The sequence below is a fragment of the Mycobacterium sp. 1245499.0 genome (assembly GCF_001673615.1).
Lineage (GTDB): Bacteria > Actinomycetota > Actinomycetes > Mycobacteriales > Mycobacteriaceae > Mycobacterium > Mycobacterium europaeum_A.
This window is the reverse complement of the sequence record NZ_LZMG01000076.1, coordinates 1-19,024: the sequence shown is the minus strand read 5'-3', so window position 1 is coordinate 19,024 and position 19,024 is coordinate 1. Positions and strand designations below refer to the sequence as shown.

The window sequence follows — 19,024 nt, the reverse complement described above, 5'->3', positions numbered from 1 at the left end:
CAGTCAGGGTTGTGCGTCGGTCGCCGGTGGGCGACGGCGCTGCCGATCGCCAGGGGAGGAAGACGTTGGCTCGCGTAGATGTGTCGGTGTCGTCGCAGGTGGAACCGGAAGCGGCGTGGAAGCTGGCGTCCGACCTGGACCGATTCGACGAGTGGATGACGATTTTCGCCGGGTGGCGCGGGCCGGTGCCCGACACCATCGAGAAGGGCACCTGCGTCTCGTCGTGTGTCAAGGTCAAGGGTTTCCGCAACGTGATCCACTGGGAGGTCACCCGCTACGACGAGCCGAAAGCGATTGAGCTGCAGGGCCGCGGCCGCGGCGGTATCCGCCTCACGGTGGCGATGACCGTCACCGACAATCATCCCGGATCAACGTTCCACCTCACCGCCGACCTCGGTGGCGGTCTGCTCAGCGGGCCGGTCGGGGGACTGGTCGCCCGGGTGCTGCGGTCCGACGTGCAGAAATCCGTCAACAACCTGGCTACCCTGCAATAACCGCCCCCGCGGGGTCCGGCGCTAGCGCGCCGGGTGGCTGATCATCCAATGCCGCTCGGCGTCGCGAATTCGCCTGCGGTCCATGGCAAGCCACGACAAACCGGCGCCGAAGGCGAGCATCGCGACGATCGCGGCGGCAACCCCGGCGCCGGCCTGACCCAGAGCGAAGTTGGCCACACATGCGACGAACGCCAACGCGGCCGCCGCGACCACCAGCAGCCCGGGCGTTTGCCGCGACCCACCCGTGTGCGGGTCAGCGGTCCGACCATGGTCGACAGGGTGGTGGCTCATGGCGTCTCCTCTGCTGTCACTTGGAGTTTCGGCCCGATCTCTTGGAGCTACCCAACGGGCTATCGGGACAAACGACTTGGCGGAGGTGACGCGCGATACGCCTAGAGCGTCTGGTGGCGGCCGAAGTACTTGTGGTCTTCGCTGTAGCCGCCATAACCGCTACCGATGTCGTGGTAGTCGGCGACGAACTCGATGCCCTTGATCCACTTCACCAGCTTGAAGCCGTGCTGCAATTCGTTGCGCAGCCGCAGCGGCCTACCGTGCATGTAAGGCAGCTGCTGGTCGTTCATGTTGTAGGCCAGCATCGTCATGTGGTGGTCCATCTGGCCGATGTGATGGGCGTTGTAATAGATGCCGCCCGTGGCGCCCAGACCCATCGAATAAAAGACCGCCCACTTCGCTTCCGGGAGCGGTTTGACGATGTCCATGATCGTCTTCATCTGCACGCCACCCCATTTGGCGACGCCCGACCACGCCTGAATGCAGAAGTGCTGGCTGATCTGCTCGTGATAGGGCAGCGCCATCAAGTCCTCGAGGGAGAACTCCATCGGGTGCTCGACCAGGCCGTAGACCTTGAGACGCCAGTCCTTGAAGTCGTCTCGCTCCAGTTCCTTGTACTCGACGGTCTCGGGCAGGCGCCCGTTACGCCAGTGGTGCGGCGAGATGTCCTTCTCGGTGAAGGCGCCGGGCTTGGGATCCAACTGCTCGAGCATCCGTTGGAAGGGACCCACCAGCGCGTAGCCGACCCGCTGCACCACGCGCGGGTGGCGAATGGTGAAGGGAGTGGCCCAAACCCACGCGATCGCGGTCAGCACCATGGCCGCAGCGAAGATGCCGAAGCCGACCCAGCTGTTGTCGTCGCGCGAAGCGAACATGTGGTTGAGGTTTCGCAGTGCCTCGGTGGTCAGAACCATGGTGACGTGCACCAGGATGAAGAACAGGAAATAGACCAGCACCACGAAATGCAGGGACCGCGCGTGCTGAATGCTCAGCCGCTTGCTGAGCCAGTGGACCCGCTGGGACAGCGCGGGCGACATTCCCAGACCGGTGATCAGCGCGGCCGGGGCGGCGATGAACACGGTGGTGAAGTACGACAGCAGCTGCAGGCCGTTGTAGGCGACCCAGCCGTTATCGGTGGGCCAGTCCAGCGACAGGTACTGAATGGCCACCGACGCCGCGTTGGGGAAGACGTCCCAGCTGGTCGGCACGATGTGGCGCCACTGTCCGGTGGCGAACAGCAGCACGTAGAAGACGGCCCCGTTGACCAGCCACAGGACGTCGACGCCCAGATGCCACCAGCGGGCCAGGCCGATGGAGTGCCGGAACCCGGGCAGCCCCAATTGCGGTGGCAACGCGACGGTGTCGGCGTTGGCGGTCCACAGCTCGTCGTCCGGAACGGGCGGACCCACCCGCAGCCACTCGTCCTTGCCAGGGGTGGCGTTGCGGCTGAAGTAGAGCCGGGGATGATCGCAGAGGATCTGGATCCCCGTCCTGATGATGAACATCATCATGAAGAGGTTGAAGAAGTGCGTCCAGCCGATCCAGGCGGGCAGTCCCGGGGGGATGCCGGCGCTGTCCGAGCCGGGGTAGCGGTGGATGAACGACTGCACCGCCGGCATGTTGTGCAAGCCTTTGCCGACCGCGATCCCGGCGATCAGCACGGCAAAGCCGATGGGGATCAACCAGAGCAGGTTGAACCATCGGTCGCGGCCGATGCGCAGTTTGGGGGCGGTGGCCCGCCTGGTGAGATCGAAGCCGCCACCGTAATGCTCCACATCGATGACGTCTTCGGCGGTGTGTATCTCGTTGCGGTAGTCCGGGATGGACGTCAGCGGCGTGCCCACTGCCAGGGTCGATACCGAGCCGCCCTGCGCTGCCCGCCCTCCACCGGTCCCCGCGGAATCAACGGTGTTGGTCACGCGGCCGAAATTACACGAACGCACCTGGATTAATTGGAGTCAATCGGGAACGAAGGCTCTGGTCGCGGCCCGGATCAGGGCGGCGGAACTCCGATGCACGCGTCGAGCGCGCAAAATCCGGCCGGGCCTCGACGGCGTTAGCCGCACCTACCCACGAAACTGGCGATTTTGAGCCGCAGATACGAACCGATGAGTTTTGCTGTGAGTGTGCGCATAATGTGCTGCCAACACGCTAAGCGGGGTCGCGCGGCAGCAGCCGGCGCACCGGTCGGGTCTCGATGGCGTTGACCGTCAACGCCCGGCGGGCGATCCGCCAACCCGCCTGCGTCAACGCGTATTCGTCGTCATAGCGCAGGTGCCATGCCACGTCCACCAGCTCGTCGTCGCGCTGGTTCCAGTGGTGCGCGACGCACGCGATGCGCCCGCGGGCGGTGCCGGGTGTCCCGGCCGCGTCGTACACCTCACCGACGATCGCGTGCTCGGTGCGCACGACCGTGGCGACGGCCGCGACCGCCGTGCCGATGGCGTCCCGGCCGCGATGCGTTTGCCTCGGCCGCAGATCGGCGGGCGGTGCCGGCACCAGCAGCTCGGCGTCGACAGTGAAAAGCTCTGCCACGGCGGCGAATTCGCGGTCGTCAACGTGCGCCGCGTACCGGTGCACCAGATCGCTCAGGGCAGCCCGGTGATCGGCGGAAAGCGTCATGAGCTCAATGACAACCGTTGCGCGCAGGCCGACAACAGATCCTTGGCCTGCTCGATGTCGGTGGTCGGCGGCATGGCCAGCACCAGCCGGTCGGCCCCCTGGTCGGCGAGGGCGGCCGCGCGCTCGGCATCGACCTTGGTGACCAAATGGCCCAGCGACACTTCGAGTGCCGCCGGGTCGCGGCCCGCCGACGACGCCTCGTCGCGCATCAGCGCAAGCAACGACGCGAGTTGCGGACCGGTCACCCCGAGTGGCTGGAAGCCGTCGCCGAGGCGTCCGGCGCGGCGCGCGGCCGCTCGGCTGTGCCCACCGATGTGAATCGGGAGACGTTCGGCCGCAACGGGTTTCGGGTAGCTCATGACGTTCTCGAAGTTGAAGAACTCGCCCGCGAAAGACGCCCCCTCGGGCCGCTGCGCCCACAACGCGCGCAGGACGGCCAGCTGCTCGTCGGCCCGCCGGCCCCGGCTGTCGAACTCCACGCCGCAGGCGGCCAGCTCTTCGGAGAGCCAGCCCACCCCGACGCACAGGTGCAGCCGGCCGCCCGACAGGGCGTCGACGGTGGCGGCCCGCTTGGCCAGCACCACCGGGTGGTGATTGGGCAACACCAACACGCCGGTGGCCAGCCCCAGGCTGCTGGTGTGGCCGGCCAGAAAGGCAAGCAGGTCAAGGGGATCCGGGATGGGGCAGTCTGCCGCCAGGCCGACGCGTCCCGAACTGTCGTAGGGATAGACGCTGTCGTAGCGGGTGAGCAGGACGGTGTGCTCGACAACGACGATCGATTCGAACCCGCAGGCCTCCAGATGGCGCGCGAAGGCCACCATCCAGTCGGGGTCCGCAGTGACACCGTCGGCGACCGGGGCCACCACCGAGACCTTCATGGTTTTCGAAGCTAACGAAGGCATCCCGCCGGTCGACTAGCGGGTCGCGCTTTCGGCCACGGCGGGCGTTATCGCGGCGCGCACGGCTTCGGCGAGCGTGGCGGCCCGGCGGTCGGTGAACACGTCCTCGAGCATCACCGCGCGCCCGTCGGGCCCCGTCAGCGGCACCCGCCAGTTGGGGTATTCGTCGGTGGTGCCGGGCTGATTCTGGGTCCGGCGGTCACCGACGGCGTCCGTCAGCGCCACGCCCAGCAGCCGCGACGGCGTCCTGCCCAGATAGCGGTACAGCGCCACGACGACGCGCTCCGGGTCGTCGTCGCCGTCCTCGAGCAACCCGACCCGGCGCAGCTCGGCCAGCCACGCCGCCAGCTCCGTCCGGTCGGCCTCCAGCTCCTCGTCGACGGGGCGGGTCAGCAGCCCCAACGAATCACGCAGCCGCACATGGTCGCCCGCCAGATAGCCGGCGGTCGGTGGCAGATCGTGCGTGGTGACCGAGGACAGGCAGTACTCGCGCCAGCGCTCGGCCGGCAGCGGGCCACCGGTCCCGTCGCGGTCCAACTCGAACCAGAGGATCGAGGTGCCCAGCAAGCCCCGCAACAAGAGGTAGTCGCGCACCCACGGCTCGACCGTGCCGAGATCCTCACCGACGACGACCGCGCCCGCGCGGTGCGCCTCCAGGGCGACGATGCCGATCATCGCTTCGTGGTCGTACCGCACGTAGGTGCCTTCGGTGGGCGAGGCGCCCTGCGGGACCCACCAGAGCCGGAACAACCCGATGATGTGGTCTATGCGCACCCCGCCGGCGTGCCGCAGCACCGCACGGATCAGCGCGCGAAAGGGCCGATACTCGTGCTCATCCAACCGATCCGGTCGCCACGGCGGCTGCGACCAGTCCTGGCCGAGCTGGTTGAACTCGTCCGGCGGCGCGCCCGCGGTCACGCCCAGCGCCAACACATCCTGCAGCGCCCAGGCGTCGGCACCATTGGGGTGCACCCCGACGGCCAGGTCGTGCATGATGCCCAACGACATGCCGGCCCGGATCGCCTGTGACTGCGCCGCGGCCAGCTGCTCGTCGAGCTGCCACTGCAACCACCGATGGAAATCGATTGTGTCGGAATGCTTTTGGACGAAGGCCGTCACCCCTGACGCGTCCGGGTGCTGCAACGCCTCGGGCCAGGAATGCCAGTCGTCGCCGTGCTTCTCGGCCAGCGCGCACCAGGTGGCGAAGTCGTCCAGCGCGCGGCCCTCCCGGTCGCGGTATGCCGCATAGGACAACTCGCGACCCGCCGACCGCGGTTCTTGGTGCAGTAGCCGCAGCGCTGCCCGCTTGGCCGCCCACGACGCGTCGCGGTCGATGGCGTCGACGTCGCCGGCGCGCTGCTGGACCTCGGAGCGCAGCCGCCGGACCCGGCTGCGCTTGGTCAGGCCGGCGAACTCGGGAATCGCCTCGACATGAAGATAAATCGGATTGACGAAGCGTCGCGATGTCGGCAAATACGGCGACGGCTCCATCGGCTTGGTCGGGGCCGCGGCGTGCAGCGGATTGACCAGCAGGTAGTCGGCGCCATGCCGGGAGGCCGACCACACCGCGAGGTCGGTCAGATCGGTCAGGTCGCCGACGCCCCACGACTGCCGCGACCGCACGCTGTACAGCTGCGCGGCCAGGCCCCACGCGCGCCGGGCGCCGAGCCGCTCGGGCAACCCCAGCCAATCCGGCGTCACGATCAGCGCGGTGCTGGTCTCGGCGTCACCGGAACGCAGATGCACCCGGTGATAGCCCAGCGGCAGGTCGGCGGGCAGCAGGAAGCTGGCCTCACCCACCCAGCGACCGTCCAGGTCGAACGGCGGGGTGAAGTTGTCGACCTGTGCCACACCGCCGCGCACCGTGCCGTCTTCGAGCTGCAACCACACCTCGGCGGGATCCCCATGGGTGACATGCGCCCAGAACCGGATCTGCTCGCCGGTACGCCCCACGATGGTCGGCGGCAGTTGGCGCGCCCAGTGCGACCGCAGCTTCGCGGTCAGCGCGACGTTGCGCTCCTGCTCGTCGTCGGCCGCCACGCCGAGGGCACCCAGCACCGCCTTCAACGTCGCCTCGGCCACCCGCACCCGTCGGCCCGACCAGTCCTCGTACTCGGTCGCGACGCCATATCTGCGGGCGAGTTCGATCAGCGACGGAGCGAGTTCAGTCATGACGTCATCTTGCTGCCCGGATTCGGCGGGCGGCGACTCGGACCCGGGGCGAGTTGGCGCATTCTTTGCTGGGCGGTCGCCCGCCATTCATTTGAGGCCACTGCCGACAATGGCTTCGCGCGCTCGACAGGACGAGCGGGCCCGCGGCGATTACGATGCCTTGAGGAGATCACCAGGCTCCGCTCGGCTCATCCATGGGGGAACGAAACTGCCAGTTCAGTGGCGCGCGTCGGGACCGCCTCTCCTGGCGGCCCGCAGCGGTGGACGGGGCCGGATTCGGGTGCATAAACAGATGTAGAAATGAATGCGCTCCGGCGCCGCGTGGCGAGGTCCGCGCAGGTGCCTTAACGTTGTCATGTAATTCGCGCTGGATGGGTCAAAGGACGATATCCAGGCGCTTCAGCAGACCGGATGGTGAATAAGTGGCGGAAGAGAGTCGCGGGCAACGCGGGTCGGGGTACGGCCTGGGGTTGTCGACCCGGACCCAGGTGACCGGCTACCAGTTCCTTGCGCGCCGCACCGCGATGGCGCTGACCCGGTGGCGCGTCCGCATGGAGGTCGAGCCGGGACGGCGGCAGAACCTGGCCGTGGTGGCATCGATCTCCGCCGCGCTCGTCATCTGCCTGGGCGCGCTGCTCTACTCCTTCATCAGCCCGGCCGGACAGATCAACGAGTCACCGATCATCGCCGACCGCGACTCCGGAGCGCTGTACGTCCGCGTCGGCGAGAAGTTATACCCCGCGCTGAACCTGGCCTCGGCGCGCCTGATCACCGGTCGGCCGGACAACCCGCACCTGGTCAAATCCAACCAGATCGCCAGCCTGCCGCGCGGCCCGATGGTGGGCATCCCGGGCGCGCCGTCGAGCTTCCACCCGACCAGCCCGGCCGCGTCGTCGTGGTTGGTCTGCGACACCGTGGCGAACTCGACCGGTGCCGGCGCCCCGTCCGGTGTGACGGTGACCGTCATCGACGGCAACCCGGATCTGAGCAACCACCGGCGGGTGCTGACCGGCTCGGACGCGGTGGTGCTGAACTACAGCGGGGACGCGTGGGTGATCCGGGACGGGCGCCGCTCCCGCATCGACGGGTCCAACCGGTCGGTGCTGCTGCCGCTGGGACTGACCCCCGAACAGGTCAGCATGGCCAAGCCGATGAGCCGCGCCCTCTACGACGCGCTGCCGGTCGGGCCGGAACTGACCGTGCCGCAGATTCAGAACGCGGGCGCGGGGGCGTCGTTCCCGAACGCGCCCGGCCCGATCGGCACGGTGATCGTCACCCCGCAAATCAGTGGGCCGCAGCAGTATTCGTTGGTGTTGGCCGACGGGGTGCAGACCCTGCCGCCGCTGGTGGCCCAGATCCTGCAGAACGCCGGGCCGGGCAACACCAAACCGGTGACCGTGGAGCCGTCCGCGCTGGCGAAGATGCCGGTGGTCAACAAGCTCGACCTGTCGTCGTACCCGGACGCGCCGCTGAACGTGATGGACATCCGGGAGAACCCGGCGACCTGCTGGTGGTGGCAGAAGACGTCCGGTGAGAACCGGGCCCGCGTGCAGGTCATCTCCGGCGCGACCATTCCGGTCGAGCAGAAGGACGTCAACCGGGTGGTGTCGCTGGTCAAGGCGGACACCACCGGGCGCGAAGCCGACCAGGTCTTCTTCGGGCCCGACTACGCGAACTTCGTGGCCGTCACCGGAAACGACCCGGGAGCCAAGACCACCGAATCGCTGTGGTGGCTCACGGACGCGGGCGCCCGCTTCGGGGTCGACGACACCCGCGAGGTGCGAGAAGCGTTGGGCCTCAAGACGAAACCGGGCCTGGCGCCGTGGGTGGCGCTGCGGCTGCTCCCGCAAGGGCCGACGTTGTCGCGGGCGGATGCGCTGGTGGAGCACGACACGCTACCGATGGATATGTCCCCAGGAGAGTTGGCGGTACCGAAGTGAAACGTGGATTTGCGCGGCCGACGCCGGAGAAGCCTCCGGTAATCAAGCCGGAGAACATCGTCCTCCCGACGCCGCTGAGCATCCCGCCGCCGGAGGGCAAGCCATGGTGGATCGTGGTGGTCGGCGTCGTGGTGGTCGGTCTGCTGATCGGCATGGTCGCCATGACCTTCGCCAGCGGCTCGCACGTGTTCGGCGGCGCCGGCTCGATCTTCCCGATCTTCATGATCGGTGGCGTCGCGATGATGATGTTCGGCGGCCGGTTCGGCGGCCAGCAGCAGATGAGCCGCCCCAAGCTGGACTCGATGCGCGCCCAGTTCATGCTGATGCTGGACATGCTGCGCGAGACCGCCCACGAGTCGGCCGACAGCATGGACGCCAACTACCGGTGGTTCCACCCGGCGCCCACCACGCTGGCCGCCGCCGTCGGGTCGTCGCGGATGTGGGAACGCAAGCCCGACGGCAAGGACCTGAACTTCGGCGTGGTCCGCGTCGGCGTCGGCATGACCCGCCCCGAGGTGACCTGGGGTGAGCCCCAGAACATGCCCACCGACATCGAGCTGGAGCCGGTGACCGGCAAGGCGCTGCAGGAATTCGGTCGCTATCAAAGCGTCGTCTACAACCTGCCCAAGATGATCTCGGTGCTCGTCGAGCCCTGGTACTCGCTGGTCGGCGACCGCGAGCAGGTGGCGGGGCTGATGCGGGCGATCATCTGCCAGCTGGCCTTCTCGCACGGGCCCGACCACATGCGGATGATCGTGGTCAGTTCCAACGTGGACGAATGGGACTGGGTGAAATGGCTGCCGCACTTCGGTGACCCGCGCCGCCAGGATGCCGCGGGCAACGCCCGGATGGTGTACAGCTCGGTGCGCGAGTTCGCCGCCGAGCAGGCCGAATTGTTCGCCGGCCGTGGTTCTTTCACGCCCCGGCACGCCAGCTCGTCTGCCCAGACCCCGACGCCGCACACCGTGATCATCGCCGATGCCGTTGACCCGCAATGGGAGTACGTGATCAGCGGCGAAGGCGTCGACGGGGTGACGTTCTTCGACCTCACCGGCTCGGCGATGTGGAGTGCGGTCCCGGAGCGCACCCTGCGCTTCGACGAGAAGGGTGTGATCGAGACCCTGCCCCGCGACCGCGACACCTGGATGGTGATCGACGAGAAGCCCTGGTTCTTCGCGCTCACCGACCACATCAGCACCGCCGAGGCCGAGGAGTTCGCGCAAAAGCTGGCGCGCTGGCGGCTCGCCGAGGCGTACGAGGAGATCGGCCAGCGGGTGGCGCACATCGGCGCCCGAGACATCCTGTCCTACTACGGAATCGACGATCCCGGCCGCATCGACTTCGAGGCGCTGTGGGGCAGCCGCAACGACACGATGGGCCGGTCGCGGTTGCGGGCGCCGTTCGGTGTTCGCTCCGACAACGGCGAGCTGCTGTTCCTGGACATGAAATCGCTGGACGAAGGTGGCGACGGCCCCCACGGTGTCATGTCCGGTACGACCGGTTCGGGTAAATCCACCCTGGTGCGTACCGTGATCGAGTCGCTGATGCTCAGCCACCCGCCGGAGGAGCTGCAGTTCGTGCTGGCCGACCTCAAGGGTGGGTCGGCGGTCAAGCCGTTCGCCGGCGTGCCGCACGTGTCCCGGATCATCACCGACCTGGAAGAAGACCAGGCGCTGATGGAGCGCTTCCTGGACGCACTGTGGGGTGAGATCGCCCGCCGCAAGGCGATCTGCGACAGCGCCGGCGTCGACGACGCCAAGGAATACAACTCGGTGCGCAGCCGGATGCGGGCGCGTGGCCAGGACATGGCCCCGCTGCCGATGCTCGTGGTCGTCATCGACGAGTTCTACGAATGGTTCCGCATCATGCCGACGGCGGTCGACGTCCTCGACTCGATCGGCCGGCAGGGCCGCGCGTACTGGATCCACCTGATGATGGCGTCGCAGACCATCGAGAGCCGTGCCGAAAAGCTCATGGAGAACATGGGTTACCGGTTGGTGCTGAAGGCGCGTACCGCCGGTGCGGCGCAGGCCGCCGGCGTGCCGAACGCGGTCAACCTGCCCGCCCAGGCCGGTCTGGGCTACTTCCGCCGCAGCCTGGAGGACATCACCCGGTTCCAGGCCGAATTCCTGTGGCGGGACTACTTCCCGCGCGGGCTGACCGACGACGGAGAAGAGGCGCCGGCGCTGGTGCACAGCATCGATTACGTCCGTCCGCAGCTGTTCACCAACTCGTTCACCCCGCTGGAAGTCAGCGTCGGGGGACCCGAGGTCATCGCGCCCGCCATCCCCGCCGACGGCTTGCCGGTCGAGGTCGAGGGCGGCGATGACGACGACGCCGAAGGGATCAGGACGCCCAAGGTCGGTACCGTCATCATCGACCAGCTGCGCAAGATCGACTTCCAGCCCTACCGGCTGTGGCAGCCGCCGCTGAACCAGCCCGTCGCCATCGACGAACTGGTGAACCGGTTCCTCGGCCGCCCTTGGCAGCAGGACTACGGCACCGCTCAGGACCTGGTGTTCCCGATCGGGATCATCGACCGCCCCTTCAAGCACGACCAGCCGCCGTGGACGGTCGACACGTCGGGCCCCGGCGCCAACGTGCTGATCCTGGGCGCCGGTGGTTCGGGCAAGACGACGGCGTTGCAGACGCTGATCTGCTCGGCGGCGCTGACCCACACGCCCGAGCAGATCCAGTTCTACTGCCTGGCCTACAGCAGCACCGCGCTGACGACGGTCGCCCGCCTGCCGCACGTCGGTGAGGTGGCCGGCCCGACCGACCCGTACGGCGTTCGCCGCACGGTGGCCGAACTGCTGGCCCTGGTGCGGGAGCGCAAGCGCAGCTTCCTCGAGTACGGGATCGCCTCGATGGAGGTGTTCCGGCGGCGCAAGTTCGGCAACGAGCCCGGCCCGGTCCCCAACGACGGGTTCGGCGACGTCTACCTGGTGGTCGACAACTACCGGGCGCTGGCCGAGGAAAACGAGGTGCTGATCGAGCAGGTCAACGTGATCATCAACCAGGGCCCCTCGTTCGGGGTGCACGTGGTGGTCACCGCCGACCGCGAATCGGAGCTGCGGCCGCCGGTGCGCAGCGGTTTCGGGTCCCGGGTCGAGCTGCGGCTGGCCGCCGTGGAAGACGCCAAGCTGGTGCGTTCGCGGTTCGCCAAGGACGTTCCGGTCAAGCCCGGTCGCGGCATGGTCGCGGTCAACTACGTGCGCCTCGACGCCGACCCGCAGTCCGGTCTGCACACCCTGGTGGCGCGGCCGGCGCTGGCCAGCACGCCGGACAACCGGTTCGAGTCCGACAGCATCGTCGAAGCCGTCAGCCGGATCGCCAGCGGCCAGGCGCCGCCGGTGCGCCGACTGCCGGCCACCTTCGGCGTGGAACAGCTTCGGGAGCTGGCCGCACACGACACCCGTCAGGGCGTCGGTGCGGGCGGAATCGCTTGGGCCATCTCGGAATTGGACCTGTCGCCGGTGTATCTCAACTTCGCCGAGAACGCGCACCTGATGGTGACCGGCCGGCGCGAGTGTGGGCGCACCACGACGCTGGCCACCATCATGTCCGAGATCGGGCGGCTGTACGCGCCGGGAGCGACCAGCGCCCCGCCGCCGCCGGCGGGCCAGCCCTCGGCCCAGGTGTGGCTGGTCGACCCGCGCCGTCAGCTGCTGACCACGCTCGGCGCCGACTACGTGGAGAAATTCGCCTACAACCTCGATGGCGTGCAGGCGATGATGGGTGAACTGGCCGCGGTCCTGGCCGGCCGCGAGCCGCCACCCGGGTTGTCGGCCGAAGAGTTGCTGTCGCGCAACTGGTGGAGCGGACCGGAGATCTTCTTGATCGTCGACGACATCCAGCAGCTGCCCGCGGGCTTCGATTCGCCGCTGCACAAGGCCGCCCCCTGGGTGACCCGGGCCGCCGACGTCGGCCTGCACGTGATCGTCACGCGCACGTTCGGTGGTTGGTCGTCGGCCGGCAGCGACCCGATGTTGCGGGCCCTGGCCCAGGCCAACGCCCCGCTGCTGGTGATGGACGCCGACCCGGACGAGGGATTCATCCGCGGCAAGATGAAGGGTGGCCCGCTGCCCCGTGGTCGAGGCCTGCTGATGGCCGAGGACACCGGTGTGTTCGTCCAGGTCGCCGCGACCGAGCTGCGCAAGTAGGGCCCGAGTAGGTACCGGCCGCTGCGCCGGGGCTGACCGGTCACACCGGGAGTCAGCCCCAGCGCAGCGGCAATTCCTTGAGCGCGAAGCTCTTCGACGGGTAATTGATGACGGGGGAGTAGCCCTCGGGCAGCTCGAAATCCGGAATCTGGGTGAGCCATTCCGCGACGATCACCGTCAGCTCGATGCGCGCCAGGTGAGAGCCCAGGCAGCGATGCGGTCCGCCGCCAAAGCCCCAGTGGCGGTGGACTTTTCCGTCCATGTTGAGCTCGTTGGTGGACATCGCGTCGCTGTCGTCGCGATTGACCGCGGCCATACACAGCCGCACCGACGTGCCCGGCGGCAGCGTCATGCCGCCGACCTCGACGAACTCGGTGGTGACCCGCGGTGCCACCGGCGCCGACGGCTCGAGGCGGACGATCTCCTCGATGAAGACCCGGATCTGCTTGGGGTTGTCGCGCAGCTCCTTGCGCAGCTGCGGTCTGCGGGCCAATTCGAACAGCGAGAACCCGATCGCCGCGGTCACGGTGTCCAGACCGGCCAGGATCAGCAGATGGGTCATGCCGAGCAGTTCGAGGTCGGTGAAGTTGCCCTTGCCGGTGATCACCTGCGACAACATGTCCGACTGCGGGTTTTGCCGGCGCTGCGCGATGACGTCGGCCAGGTACGCCAGCAACTGCTCGGATTTCTCTATGTCGCTCTGGGTGACGAAGGGCTTGTCGCTGACGACGGCGTCCTTCCAATCGATGAGCCGGTCACGATCCTCGACCGGCAGACCGTAGAGGTCCAGGAACACCTGAAACGGGTAGAGGTTGGCGAAGTCTGCCATCGCCTCGCACTCGCCCCGCCCGGCCAGCGCCGCGATCATCTCGCTGGCGTGGCGCTGCAGCACCGGGCGTGACTTGCCCAACGCGTGCGGGCTGAAGTACGGCTGCAGGATCTGGCGGTAGCGGGTGTGTTGCGGCGGATCGTAAGCCAGCGGCAGCACCGGCAAGGGGTGGCCGGGCGGCTGCAGGATCGTCGACGAAAACACCTTGGTGTTGCGCAGGGCGGCCAGCACATCCTCGCGGCGGGTGATGTAGTAGTGGCCGTTCATGAACACGACGGGTCCGGCGTCGCGCAGCGTCTTCCAACCCAGACCGCGGTCCTCGGTCATCGGCAACGTGGCGAAATCAAGCCGGGGCAGGTAGAACGACCCTTGCTGGCCCTCGCTCATGCGCTTCGATCTCCGGTTGTCTGTCTTGGATGAAATAGCTCCGACGCGAGTGCGTCAATGTCGGAATTCGTCGATACCAACACCTGGCGGCACATCAATATTGCATCGGTTCGTCAATATTGCATGCGGGGCAACGGAACACGGATCCGCCCGCCCGGGCTGAACCGGGTTTGGGCGCGAAAGCGATCGGCGATCACCTCCGACACTGTACCGACCGACTAATCTGGGGACCGCACCGTGAAGTGCGAGCTCGCCTGCTTGCGAAGACGTTTACGGCCGCGCCGTGCCGGCTAGGGAGGAAGCCTCGTGAGGGTTCGTCTGGACCAGTCGAAATGTGTTGGCCACGCCCAGTGCTACGCCGTCGACCCAGACCTGTTCCCGATCGACGAGTCCGGCTATTCGATCCTCAAGGAGCACGAAGTCAGGCCCGAGGACGAGCAATCGACACGCGACGGCGTCGCATCGTGCCCCGAGATGGCGCTGATCCTCGAAGAGGACTGACGCCTCGACCGCCCGAGAAGACCGGGCGGTGCCGCCGTGGGCGTTAAGCAAACGGCGAGTGAACAATCCATTGCCGTGTATGAACTCCCGCCGACCGGGAATGAACAGTGGCTGGCCATTGATGAACAGGTGCCTTTGCGGGTCGGTGTTTGCTTCATAACGAACTAATCTCAGTGCCGGGCGGCAGTTCGGGCACACGCGAGCTGTCGCTCGGTTGCTGATAGCGGGAGATTAGCCGAGGCAGAAGGTGCATGTCTTTCCTGACCAGACATCCGAGAAGCGCGGTGGCAGACCAGCTTTGCGGACGCGGTCCACTGGTCAGCATGCGCCGGCCCGCCCGGCTGATGGGGTTGCGGGGCGAAGGGGCTCCGTTGGTGACTCCCGTGGGTGCAGCGGCCAACCGGTGGCGTCGTCTACAGAGCCGTGACCACGGCCACCACTGATTCCTACGTGACAGCCGAGATCGCCTGCGGTCCCGGCCGACTGAGGAGGACACGGTGTTTGACTTCGCGGCGTTACCGCCCGAAATCAATTCCGGTCGCATGTATGCGGGTCCGGGGTCGGGGCCGATGATGGCCGCCGCCGCTGCCTGGGACGAGATTGCGGCGGAATTGGGTGTAGCGGCCAGCGGCTACAACTCGGTGGTTACCGAGCTCACCAGCGGGCCATGGGTGGGACCGGCGTCGATGTCGATGGTCGCGGCGATCACCCCGTTCGTGAGCTGGCTCACCGCCATGGCCGCGCAGGCCGAGGAGACGGCGGGGCAGGGCCGGGCCGCCGCGGCGGCCTTCGAGGCGGCGTTCGCGATGACGGTGCCGCCGCCGGTGATCGCCGCCAACCGGGTGCTGCTGGCGACCCTGGTCGCGACGAACTTCTTCGGGCAGAACACCCCGGCGATCGCGGCCACCGAGGCGCAGTACATGGAGATGTGGGCGCAAGACGCCGGGGCCATGATGGCTTATGCCGCTGCGTCGGCGACCGCGTCGGTGCTGACCCCGTTCGCGACGCCGCCCAACACCACCACGCCCGAGGCCGACTCCAACCAGGCCGCCGCGGTCGCCAAGGCGGTTGCGGAGCCGGCGGGCAACACCGCGCAGACGACCTCCCAGCTGGCTTCCCCACAAGCGTTGTCCGCCAGCACAACTCAAGCGGCGACCCAAACGAGCGCGGCCACCTCGAATCCGGGACTGCTGTCGAGCACCCTTCAGGACCTCTTGAATTCGGGGCTACCCACCCCGGACAACAACTACCTGGGGCTGAATCCCACGCTCTACACCGTGCTGCTCAAGCAGAACACCGGTCTTGCCTACTTCTCGAACGGCATCGTGGCCTTCTGGTCGCAGCTCGCCCAGCAGTTGGTCTCCGGTCCCGGTGGTAGCACGGCCGGTGCCGGTGGTGCCTGGTATCCCACGCCGCAGTTCGCGAGCCTGGGGCTGGGCAACCTGGGCGGGGTGGGCCACGTGAGCGCGATCTCCGCCGGGACGGGGCAGGCCGCGCGGGTCGGGATGCTCTCGGTTCCCCAGCACTGGGCGACGCTGACCTCGTCGGTGACCCCGGCGGCGATGTCCGAGGAGGTCACTCCCATCGAGGCCGCGGTGGCGAACGGTGGAGCGAATTCACCGGCCAACGGCCTGCTGCGCGGCATGCCGGTCGGGTCGGTCGGGCGGCGCGGCGCGGCGGCCGGGTACGTCAACAAATACGGGTTCCGCTACAGCGTGCTGACCCGGCCACCCTCGGCCGGATAACCACCAGCCCAGATGAGTCCCACGGAAGGGGAAGGAAGCTAGATGTCTTTCGTGACCACGCAGCCCGAGGCGTTGGCAGCCGCAGCGGGCAACCTGCAAACCATCGGCTCAACGCTGAGCGCCCAGAACGCCGCCGCCGCGGCCCCGACGACGGGGGTGGTGCCGGCCGCTGCCGACGAGGTGTCGGCACTGACGGCGGCGCAGTTCGCGGCGCACGCCCAGATGTACCAGGCCGTCAGCGCGCAAGCGGCGGCGATCCACGAAATGTTCGTCAACACCCTGAGCACCAGCTCCGGGTCCTACGCGGTGACTGAGGCGGCCAACGCGGCCGCGACTGGTTAAGGAGTCGATGATGTTGGATTTCGGAGCACTTCCGCCGGAGATCAATTCGGCGCGGATCTATGCCGGTCCGGGTTCGGAGTCGTTTACCACCGCGGCGTCGGCGTGGAATGCGATTGCCGCGGAGTTGCAGGCGGCCGCGTTGAGTTACCAGAACGTGGTGACTCAGCTGTCGAGCGAGGAGTGGACGGGGACCGCCTCGGCGGCGATGGTGCAGGCGGCGACTCCGTATGCGGAGTGGTTGAGCATCACCGCGGCCCAGGCCGAGGAGGCGGCCACGCAGGCCAATGCCGCCGCGGCGGCGTTTGAGACGGCGTTCTCCTCGGTGGTGCCCCCGCCCGTGATCGCGAGCAACCGCGCCCTGGTTCAGCAGTTGATCCAGACCAACGTGCTGGGGCAGAACACGGGCACGATCGCGCAGCTGGAGGCGCAGTACGGCGAGTACTGGGCGCAGGACGCGGCCGCGATGTACAGCTATGCGGGCCAGTCGGCCTCGGCGACGAAGGTGGCGCAGTTCCAGAAGGCGCCGGAGGTCACCAACCCGTCGGGTCAGGCCACCCAGGGCGCGGCGGTCACCAACGCCACGGCCAACTCCACGGCGACCAACACCACCAAGGCCCTGCAGTCCCTGGCGCAGCCCGCGGCGCAGACGACGACCAACGCCACGACCCAGGCCGCGACGCAGGCGACCACGGATCCGCTGTCGGAGCTGTGGTTCCTGCTGACCGGGCAGACCAGCCTGCCGACCAGCCTGGGCTCGGCCGTGAACGGCTACAGCCCCTTCGCCAGCCTCTTCTACAACACCGAGGGTCTGCCGTACTTCAGTACTGGTATGGCCAACACCTTTACGCAGATCGCCAAGTCGGTCGGTGCGATCGGTGGGGCGGCTCCGGCGGCGGCCAAGGCGTTGCCTGGGCTTGGTGGTCTGGGTGGGATGTTGGGTGGCGGTGCTGCGGCGGCTCACCCGGTGGCGGCGTTGGGCAGCGCGGCCTCGGTGGGTGGCAAGTTGTCGGTGCCGGTGGCCTGGTCGGGGGCGCCGGCGGCGCCGGCGCTGGGGCATGCGATTCCGGTCAGCAGCATCAGTGCGGCTCCCGAGGCCGCCGGCGGGCCGGGCAATCTGCTCGGTGGCATGCCGCTGGCGGGCGCCGGTGCCGGCGGGCACGGGGTGGCGGGTCCCAAGTACGGATTCCGGCCCACCGTCATGGCCCGGCCACCCTTCGCGGGATAGCTTCGGCCCCAGCAACTCTGGCGCAAAACAGGACGCGCCCTGTCGCCAAGCACCGGCGGCAGGGCGCGTTTCCGCGTGTCCGGACGTCGCATCCGGGCACGCCCCAGCGAATCTCCAGCGGGCTTTATCTGCGGCCGGATTTTTATCCCGCGCTGGGCTTTTCGCGTAGGCGCGGCCCCGCCGCCACCGCCCGCGGACTCACCCGCAGGCGCCGCTGAGGGCACCTCCTGACGGGGTGTTCCCGCAGGTAACCACGGTGCCGGCGCGACGCGTCCCGGGGGCGCCCCGATGGCACCGCCACGGGGGAGCGCGCCGCCGGCGCCTGGCCGGCCGCAGCTGCGGCGGCATCGCGGGAGCGGCGCGGGGCGGCGCGGCCATTTAGCCTTCCGAGCAAGCAAATTCTGATGGTCATCGCCAAGAGATCACCTGCGAGGGGATACATGTCGTTCGAGCCCGGTGCTTCGTAACCATGGACTTCGGGGCATTTCCGCCGGAGATCAACTCCGGTCGCATGTACGCGGGTCCGGGGTCGGGTCCGCTCATGGCCGCGGCCGCCGCCTGGGATGGGCTGGGCGCCGAGTTGGGCAGTGCCGCGAGCGGGTACACGTCGGTGATTTCGGAACTGACCCAGGCGCCGTGGGTGGGGCCGGCCTCGGCGTCCATGTTGTCGGCGGTGACGCCGTACGTGAGCTGGTTGAGCGTCCTGGCCGGGCAGGCCGAGGAGACGGCGGGCCAGGCCCGGGCGGCGGCCGCCGCGTTTGAGGCAGCGTTCGCGATGACGGTGCCGCCGCCGGTGATCGCCGCCAACCGGGTGCTGTTGGCGACCCTGGTCGCGACGAACTTCTTCGGGCAGAACACCCCGGCGATCGCGGCCACCGAGGCGCAGTACATGGAGATGTGGGCCCAGGACGCCGCCGCGATGTACGGCTACGCCGCTTCGTCGTTGGCGGCCTCGCAGCTGACCCCGCTGACGTCGCCGCCCAACACCACCACGCCCGAGGCCGACTCCAACCAGGCCGCCGCGGTCGCCCAGGCCGTCGCCGAGCCGGCGGGCAAAACCGCCCAGACGACCTCGCAGCTGGCGACGCCGCAAGCCTTGACGGCCACCACGCAGGCGGTGACGCAGGCCTCGACGACGACGGCGTCGCAGCCGGGACCGTTCACCTGGCTGCAGAATCTGATAGACGGCTTCCTGCAGTCCGGGCTGCCCACGCCGACCAACAACTACGCGGGCCTGAACACCGGCATGTACGGCACCTTGCTGAAGCAGACCACGGGCCTCGCCTATTTCTCGAACGGCATCACCAGCTTCTGGTCGTCGATCGCCCAGCAGCTGATCTCCGGTCCCGGTGGTAGCACGGCCGGTGCCGGTGGTGCCTGGTATCCCACGCCGCAGTTCGCGAGCCTGGGGCTG

The 19,024-nt window shown here is 68.3% G+C and carries 14 protein-coding genes; 8 read left to right on the top strand and 6 right to left on the bottom strand.

Annotated features, from left to right (window positions below):
* Window positions 1-65: 65 nt before the first annotated feature.
* Window positions 66-494 carry an SRPBCC family protein gene (locus A5646_RS03920; protein ID WP_197498191.1) on the top strand — a complete coding sequence of 143 codons (429 nt, stop codon included), beginning with the start codon at window positions 66-68 and terminating at the stop codon, window positions 492-494.
* A gap of 21 nt (window positions 495-515) precedes the next feature.
* Here A5646_RS03920 and A5646_RS03915 read toward each other — a convergent pair whose 3' ends face one another.
* The 5 genes from A5646_RS03915 to malQ all read right to left on the bottom strand — a co-directional run bounded on the left by A5646_RS03915 (window position 516) and on the right by malQ (window position 6,478).
* Window positions 516-785, bottom strand: a complete 270-nt coding sequence (locus A5646_RS03915) for a hypothetical protein (RefSeq protein ID WP_067019998.1) — start codon at window positions 783-785, stop codon at window positions 516-518.
* 101 nt (window positions 786-886) lie between these two features.
* The gene (locus A5646_RS03910; RefSeq protein WP_067019995.1) at window positions 887-2,629 is read right to left on the bottom strand and encodes a molybdopterin-dependent oxidoreductase; all 1,743 of its coding nucleotides are present in this window, start codon (window positions 2,627-2,629) and stop codon (window positions 887-889) included.
* Between the two features lie 307 nt (window positions 2,630-2,936).
* A complete protein-coding gene (locus A5646_RS03905) occupies window positions 2,937-3,407 on the bottom strand; it encodes a nuclear transport factor 2 family protein (protein ID WP_067019992.1) in 471 nt (156 codons plus the stop codon).
* Window positions 3,404-4,285 carry an LLM class F420-dependent oxidoreductase gene (locus A5646_RS03900; RefSeq protein ID WP_067019989.1) on the bottom strand — a complete coding sequence of 294 codons (882 nt, stop codon included), beginning with the start codon at window positions 4,283-4,285 and terminating at the stop codon, window positions 3,404-3,406. The genes A5646_RS03905 and A5646_RS03900 overlap by 4 nt, the downstream gene beginning before the upstream one ends.
* A 36-nt stretch (window positions 4,286-4,321) precedes the next feature.
* Entirely contained in the window at window positions 4,322-6,478 is a 2,157-nt protein-coding gene (gene malQ, locus A5646_RS03895; RefSeq protein ID WP_067019987.1) for a 4-alpha-glucanotransferase, read from the bottom strand.
* Between the two features lie 422 nt (window positions 6,479-6,900).
* Between malQ and eccB the strand changes: the two genes are divergently transcribed.
* Together eccB and eccCa are read left to right on the top strand one after the other, a co-directional pair.
* Window positions 6,901-8,418: a type VII secretion protein EccB gene (gene eccB / locus A5646_RS03890; protein ID WP_066861415.1), complete on the top strand. Its 1,518-nt coding sequence runs from the start codon at window positions 6,901-6,903 to the stop codon at window positions 8,416-8,418.
* Complete coding sequence (gene eccCa, locus A5646_RS03885; protein WP_066861418.1) at window positions 8,415-12,581, top strand: type VII secretion protein EccCa; 4,167 nt, start codon at window positions 8,415-8,417, stop codon at window positions 12,579-12,581. The genes eccB and eccCa overlap by 4 nt, the downstream gene beginning before the upstream one ends.
* Window positions 12,582-12,633: 52 nt before the next feature.
* Here eccCa and A5646_RS03880 read toward each other — a convergent pair whose 3' ends face one another.
* A complete protein-coding gene (locus A5646_RS03880; RefSeq protein WP_066861421.1) occupies window positions 12,634-13,797 on the bottom strand; it encodes a cytochrome P450 in 1,164 nt (387 codons plus the stop codon).
* 306 nt (window positions 13,798-14,103) lie between these two features.
* On the opposite strand from A5646_RS03880, the gene A5646_RS03875 reads away from it, so the two are divergent.
* The 5 genes from A5646_RS03875 to A5646_RS29740 form a co-directional block, all read left to right on the top strand.
* Window positions 14,104-14,298, top strand: coding sequence for a ferredoxin (locus A5646_RS03875; RefSeq protein ID WP_067019984.1), 195 nt, complete (start codon window positions 14,104-14,106; stop codon window positions 14,296-14,298).
* 497 nt (window positions 14,299-14,795) lie between these two features.
* A complete protein-coding gene (locus A5646_RS03870; protein ID WP_067019981.1) occupies window positions 14,796-16,043 on the top strand; it encodes a PPE family protein in 1,248 nt (415 codons plus the stop codon).
* A 42-nt stretch (window positions 16,044-16,085) separates the two neighbouring features.
* Window positions 16,086-16,385 carry a PE family protein gene (locus tag A5646_RS03865; RefSeq protein WP_067019979.1) on the top strand — a complete coding sequence of 100 codons (300 nt, stop codon included), beginning with the start codon at window positions 16,086-16,088 and terminating at the stop codon, window positions 16,383-16,385.
* 7 nt (window positions 16,386-16,392) lie between these two features.
* Window positions 16,393-17,610 carry a PPE family protein gene (locus A5646_RS03860; RefSeq protein ID WP_067019976.1) on the top strand — a complete coding sequence of 406 codons (1,218 nt, stop codon included), beginning with the start codon at window positions 16,393-16,395 and terminating at the stop codon, window positions 17,608-17,610.
* 469 nt (window positions 17,611-18,079) lie between these two features.
* Window positions 18,080-19,024 (top strand): PPE family protein (locus A5646_RS29740; protein ID WP_067019973.1); only part of this gene is annotated, 945 nt, incomplete at its 3' end.

Bases quoted from the DNA above. Each gene is read 5' to 3' on its own strand.
- A5646_RS03915 (WP_067019998.1), bottom strand. From the start codon at position 785: ATGAGCCACCACCCTGTCGACCATGGTCGGACCGCTGACCCGCACACG.
- A5646_RS03905 (WP_067019992.1), bottom strand. From the start codon at position 3,407: ATGACGCTTTCCGCCGATCACCGGGCTGCCCTGAGCGATCTGGTGCAC.
- A5646_RS03900 (WP_067019989.1), bottom strand. From the start codon at position 4,285: ATGAAGGTCTCGGTGGTGGCCCCGGTCGCCGACGGTGTCACTGCGGAC.
- malQ (WP_067019987.1), bottom strand. From the start codon at position 6,478: ATGACTGAACTCGCTCCGTCGCTGATCGAACTCGCCCGCAGATATGGC.
- A5646_RS03880 (WP_066861421.1), bottom strand. From the start codon at position 13,797: ATGAGCGAGGGCCAGCAAGGGTCGTTCTACCTGCCCCGGCTTGATTTC.
- A5646_RS03865 (WP_067019979.1), top strand. From the start codon at position 16,086: ATGTCTTTCGTGACCACGCAGCCCGAGGCGTTGGCAGCCGCAGCGGGC.
- A5646_RS03860 (WP_067019976.1), top strand. From the start codon at position 16,393: ATGATGTTGGATTTCGGAGCACTTCCGCCGGAGATCAATTCGGCGCGG.